General features: G+C 40.2%; 4 protein-coding genes and 1 pseudogene. 1 reads left to right on the top strand and 4 read right to left on the bottom strand.

The genetic code is table 11. The features are described from left to right. Together LC574_RS22905 and LC574_RS22900 are read right to left on the bottom strand one after the other, a co-directional pair. Positions 1-458 (bottom strand): annotated as a pseudogene (locus tag LC574_RS22905) (hypothetical protein); the annotation flags it as partial. Between the two features lie 375 nt (positions 459-833). Next, the gene (locus LC574_RS22900; RefSeq protein WP_229455840.1) at positions 834-1,436 is read right to left on the bottom strand and encodes a hypothetical protein; all 603 of its coding nucleotides are present in this window, start codon (positions 1,434-1,436) and stop codon (positions 834-836) included. 379 nt (positions 1,437-1,815) lie between these two features. Between LC574_RS22900 and LC574_RS22895 the strand changes: the two genes are divergently transcribed. Next, positions 1,816-2,130, top strand: coding sequence for a YkvA family protein (locus tag LC574_RS22895; protein WP_229455838.1), 315 nt, complete (start codon positions 1,816-1,818; stop codon positions 2,128-2,130). Between the two features lie 116 nt (positions 2,131-2,246). Here the strand turns inward: LC574_RS22895 and LC574_RS22890 are convergent, their stop codons facing one another. Both LC574_RS22890 and LC574_RS22885 read right to left on the bottom strand, forming a co-directional pair. After that, positions 2,247-2,624: a GxxExxY protein gene (locus LC574_RS22890; protein WP_229455837.1), complete on the bottom strand. Its 378-nt coding sequence runs from the start codon at positions 2,622-2,624 to the stop codon at positions 2,247-2,249. A 41-nt stretch (positions 2,625-2,665) separates the two neighbouring features. Then, a partial coding sequence (locus tag LC574_RS22885; protein WP_229455836.1) for a glycoside hydrolase family 15 protein occupies positions 2,666-5,835 on the bottom strand: 3,170 nt, incomplete at its 5' end.

Raw genomic sequence — 5,835 nt, 5'->3', positions numbered from 1 at the left:
TTAAAATCGGGGGCTTTAAACCTCGATTCTCCATCCAGTCGCACAGAATCCATTCTGGATTCTGGCTCCTGAATTCTGAATTCTTCTTCGGTAAAATTCAAAAGAATTTCACAACAAGCGGCTGCGGATCTGCCCATAGTACCTTGCCCAAAATTTAGCTCGAAGAGTTTCTGAGTTTGAGCAAAAGCTAATTGCCATTCTAAACGTTCAGCTTCTCCTTGAACTCCAAATTCTGGAACGTGTTTCAGACAAAGACTAAAGAGGTTTTGGCAGTCTTTTTCAAACTGATGAATATTAGCTATATGTGCGTGTAAAACTCCATCAATTTCTTGATTAGGAACCATTCTCACGTATGGGTATTTTTGGATTAAAAATAAGAACAAACCATACTGTCGAATTGCAAATAAGGCTTGTATTACACTCATCTTTTGACCTGGTTCAGATTTGATAAGTCTCATAAATATTGCTTGCCATTCAATACTTTTTAGCTTATCCAAGAAACTTGGCTCTACAATATACTGCCAAGATATTATGGGGAACGTCTGAATCAAATTCAATTTACAACTCCTGATATCCAATCAAAGTGTTTTGTAACAAAAATTAAATTTAATGATTGTCATTAGGCTGTGCAATATAGGACTTACGCAAAAATCGCCCAAAAGCTTAATTTATCGAACCGCCAAGACGCCAAGAACGCCAAGAATTCGTAGAGCGTGCGTAAGTCCTACAATATTCAAGACAACTTCATTTATTGTTAAGCAATCAGTCTAGGTTAGATCCTGATTGAGCAACAAATCTATGAAGATCATCTTTTGTTTTAATCATTAATAAATTCAGAAGCTTGAGTAACGAATCCGCTCAGGATAAATCCGAAAAGAATCAAAAAAATTAACAGATTCTGTGGTTAACTCATTTGGTGTAATAGCTCCCATAAAGTAAAGTTGCTGATTAACCACAAATGCACGATATTGTCCCAGAGTTTCATCCGAGTGTTCCATGAGTAGCTCCAAACCTGGATGTCCATCAATTACAAGATTGGTAGTTCTAATAACCTTGCCAGTACGACCAATAGTTTCCCGCATTGCACTTTGCAACACTTGCCGAACCTGTGGAATAGGTATCCTGGAAGCTTCTGGAAATTCTTTATGTATAATAGTATATACGGTTTTTGTATTAGCACTTACAGATGTCAATTGTTCTTCTGTATTTTCTGTGACTATACCTGGCATTAAAATTTTACAATTCTCCTGCGAACTCCAATAAGTACTGTTATCTGCAACTAAATTAGACTGTTTGGGTGTCAATTTCTTAGTATTAATAGATACTAATCCACTCGAAAAGACGGCTTGATCGACCAACGCAATTGCTGGGTTATGCATTCCAAGAGTCAGTAGTGTACAAGAAGTGACAGCAATATTTTTTAGAGCATTTAGCATAACTTGATCTCCTTCTTTGTGTTAAATTGATATCTCTCTGTTGAGCTACAATTAAGGGTTTACCATTAAAGCAAATATGAGTTCAAACCTCAGTTTTGGCTCAGAGAAAAGTTCATTTAACGCTCAGAGAAAAGTTCAGTTAAGCTACCAGCTTCCAGTAATGGCTGATACCTGAATTGCAGAGTTCTCAGTTACAGCAAACTTTGTAAGTACAGTTGGGGTAGTGTAACTTTGACCATAAATTGAGCAAAAAGTTCAACACATGCTTCAAAACGTATGTTATTACGAGTAGCGTCTTCCAGACTAACTAGGGCGGTTATTCGCACCGGAAATTTTTAGGATAATTTGTCAAAATTAAAGATAAATGGAGGTTCAAAATATGAAATTTTCAATCGAATCACTTTACACCTGGTATCGCAATGTGCTTCGTAACCCGAAGTACCGTTGGTGGGTAATTTTAGGAACACTAGTCTATTTGGTCAGCCCATTTGATATTCTTCCAGATTTTGTACCCGTTGTGGGACAGATTGATGATGTTTTCCTTTTGACTCTGTTAGTTTCTGAGGTGTCTGGGTTAGTAATTGAGGGCTGGAAAGCTCGTAAGGGTGAGGTGGGTACTGAAGTACCTAATACTACTGAAGGTTCTACCTCTACTGCAAGCACTATTGATGTTGATGCTGTTTCTGTTAAGTAGTTTTGCGAACAAAATTTAATTTAACAAAACCCCTGCTTTTGGAATCTGAGGTGGGGGATATTTTTTTTTAACGCAAAGGAACGCAAAGGGAAGCGCAGAGGTTCGCAGAGGGGGAGTTAGAGGTTGTTGGCTACGCGTTTTATACCTTCTTTGAGGTGGAGGACGTTAAAGTTGAGGAGAAGACCTAGTTTGCAGTTTGCGAGTTTGAGATAGGTTAGGAGTTGAACGGAATGAATTGGGTGGAAGGATTCTACAGATTTAATTTCTACAATTACTTTGTTTTCGACAATCAAATCTAATCGATAAACGCATTCCAATTGCACATCTTGGTAAACCAAAGGCAATGGAATTTGCTTACCAACATTCAACCCGGCTTTCTTCAACTCATAATCTAAGCACTCTTCATAAGCCGACTCCAACAAACCAGGCCCCAAAGCAGTATGAACCCTGATCGCACAACCAATAATCACCCCACTCAAATCATTCTCTCTCATCCTCTGCGCTCCTTTGCGTTTCCCTTTGCGCCCCTCTGCGTTTAAAAATCTTTCACAAATTCCGTCAAGAACCTAAATGCCTTCAAAATATAACTAGCGCAATCTCTAGGAGAAGTATTGTAAAACGATCGCCACGCACTCGCCTTATCCTCATCATATTGATCGCTGCGATGACTATGATTCTCTAACCACGCCAATCGCACTGCATGACCAATTAACACATCCAACACGATATATTCTTCAATTTGCAGCTTTGGATTATTAGCTGCGATCGCTCCTAATTCGATTAATGCTTCAATATTAACTTGTCGGTATTCTGGAGCTTCAATTTTATTCAACAAATGCTCAATTAACAGAGCGAAATTTCTTTCCCCGGCTGTCATTTCTGACAGCATTATCTCACTATCTAAACGATTGCGGCGTTCTAATTTATCACCAATAACTAGACCCTTGCAATGTTGCATTAATAGCCAAACTTGCTTAAAAAATTCCTTTGGTACGCGCCCTGTTGCACCCTCGGCTTGGCGAAACCGTCGCCAACCGCCCGGCGGAACTTCTATCCCTTCTCCTATTGCTGGTAGCACTACCCAAGCAATATCACTTTCTTTTTGTTTGACGTGTAGTGATTCTTGCTGGCGTAACAGGTTACTCATGCCAGTATATCTAGTTAATACCTGACGCAAGCGCACTTTAACTTCAAAGGGTGAAAGTTGCATTAAGTGATCGTAAGCTTCATCTTGAGTGAGGTGCAATTCCCGCGCTACTTCGCTGGTGATCAATAAGATGAGATAGCCGACTCTCAGCGTTAGTAGTCCCTGAAATAGTCCGGGTTCTGAGCGAATTAAGATACCAAGATAGATTAAAATCTCTTGTGTTAGGACGCGATCGCGTATATCTTCACGACAAAAATGATTAATTTTATCGGCAATTTCATCGTGGGACATGGGTACGCTAATCAAGGACGCTTCACTGTAAGCTTTACCCACAGCAATTTGCTTACCCCTTACCAAAATACTCGTAACTGCATCTGATAGGCTGATATCAACCATTTGCCGTAACCCCGCAGCCCGACGCACTACTGCCCAAATGCCTAAATCTCCAGCTTTGGTGTAAACTTCATCTAGTAAGTCGGCTACGGTGACAGGATATCCTGGGCCGCCATATCCCGTATCAAATTGCATTCCCTGCAATCGAGTCAAGGTTTGCAATAACTCAATTTGCTCGTAAATATTCTCTGATGAACGCAAATAAGAAAGTAATAATCCCAAGTTAGTTTCATACTCCATTTGAAATTCTTGGGTATGTCCTAAGCGCCAGTTTTTCTCAGGATGATAAGCTAGATAATAGCAACGTGGGCTAGCATTTTTTACTGGCGATCGCGAGAATTCTGCATTGGGGAGAAAATCAATTCTTTGGATTCCGGCTGTTAGCATTAGCTGATTTAGCCGCCCTAATTTAACCCGCACACCATTACAAACACCATCTTTCAGTTCTTGCATCAATTCCAGTAATGCTTCCGAACCGGCTTCTAACATGGTGTGCGTCAACATTAAAGTTAAGGTAGGACGACCTAAATCGCTCCAATATTTTTGAATGTAAGCTAGTTCGCTTCTAATTTGATCCAGCAGAAAATGGTAATCAAGGGTTAAGTAAAACTGTTGAGAGTCTGAGAATGAAGGCAAAAATACAATTGTTTCACCGCTAATCCGAAAGATTCTAGATGTTGTTAAACTCCGCAGCCGCCGCACTGGCCGCCCAGTTAAACCAAGTTTATTGTTACGTCCAATTTGGGTATAAATAGCTGAAAATTCTCCAGCTTTTCTCACTTGAATCGGTTCTACTTGAGTAGGCGTTTGTGCTTCAATTCCGTGAACTTCTAGTTTCGTTTGTAAATCTTCATCTTCTGCTAATAAAGCAATTTGTACCAATGCATCGCGCTGTTTGCCCACACACAAATGTCTTCCCAAAGGGTCGATATCACCAACCGCTATTAAACCTTCACTCAACATTTCACCGAGAAAATATAAACTCTGCGCCCACACCAAAGGAATATTTTCATTGGGCAAACGTGGTTGCGTTTGAGGTGCTAACTTTTCTGCTTCTATGTTTTCGGCTGGAACATAATAAAGTTCTGGCAATAAACGCAAACCATCTTGTTCTATAAGTAATGATTCTAAAAGATTTTGGTATTTTTTAACTTGTTCTTGTTCGCCGCGAAATAATCCATCTAGAACTAAATAAGTTAAAAATAACGGCCATTCGCATTCAATATGCTCAAATTGCTTGAGTTCCCACGGTTCGTAGTGTAAACGTTGATTATCTTCTAAGACGGTTTGGTGTCCATCACGCAGAAAGCGTTTGCAGCCGTATTTACCTGCGAGTTTATTGATAATATCGTTTAAAGTGCGATCGCGTAACTCCAAATCTTCCACTGCAAAGGCAGGATAACTAATAATACTCAACAGCGCCGCATCAATTTCTTTGGAACCAGATTCCCTCGGTAATAAGGATTCTAAAGTAATCCGGGCGCGGGCAATTTCATCTGGTAGCACATGAATTACCGATGCTTGACTACCACGCACACCAAACAAATCCAGTCCATTGATAGCTTCTAAAGCAGCTTTTGCCATACCTACGGAACTGGCATTTAACTCAGCATTACCCCGATTAATTTTATTACCACGTTCCCAAATGCCATAATCTGGTGTGCGGTAAGCTCGTCCAATGTAGTAAACTAAATTTTGGACGAAATTCACTTCATCAATCGTATAAATTATTTGCAATCCTGCTGCGGTCATTTGCGCCAATATCAGTAAAAATATAGATGTAGCATCAAGTTGCAAATGTCCCCATTTGTCATCACCAACAACAATGTCACCAGTCGCGGTATTGTATTTGGCGTGCAGTCCATCCAGTAGCGACTGAGTATGTTTAAATGTCTCTACTTTATGAGCCTGTCGCATCATCGCAAATAGCAACCCGCGCATCAGTTTGATGACACTGTGTTCTAGTTCATAGGTGCGTCCTTTATCGTCGTCAATCTTGCGGTATGCAAGTCCTAAACCCCAAACTGCCAAAATGCTGTAAACATTGTCTCGCACCCAGGCATCAGTATAATCGCCGTGGGCTGTAATCGCTGTACTTGCAGGTAGTAAACCAGTAATCGGATTCTGGCGAGTCAGGATGATCGTTTTGATTTGCTGGTAGTAAT

Source organism: Nostoc sp. CHAB 5715 (genome assembly GCF_020829685.1).
In the GTDB taxonomy this organism is placed as follows: Bacteria; Cyanobacteriota; Cyanobacteriia; order Cyanobacteriales; family Nostocaceae; genus Nostoc.
This window is presented reverse-complemented; position numbering and strand designations above follow the sequence as displayed.

Excerpts from the sequence above, each read along its gene's own strand:
- LC574_RS22900 (WP_229455840.1), bottom strand. The coding sequence starts at position 1,436 with ATGCTAAATGCTCTAAAAAATATTGCTGTCACTTCTTGTACACTACTG.
- LC574_RS22895 (WP_229455838.1), top strand. The coding sequence starts at position 1,816 with ATGAAATTTTCAATCGAATCACTTTACACCTGGTATCGCAATGTGCTT.
- LC574_RS22890 (WP_229455837.1), bottom strand. The coding sequence starts at position 2,624 with ATGAGAGAGAATGATTTGAGTGGGGTGATTATTGGTTGTGCGATCAGG.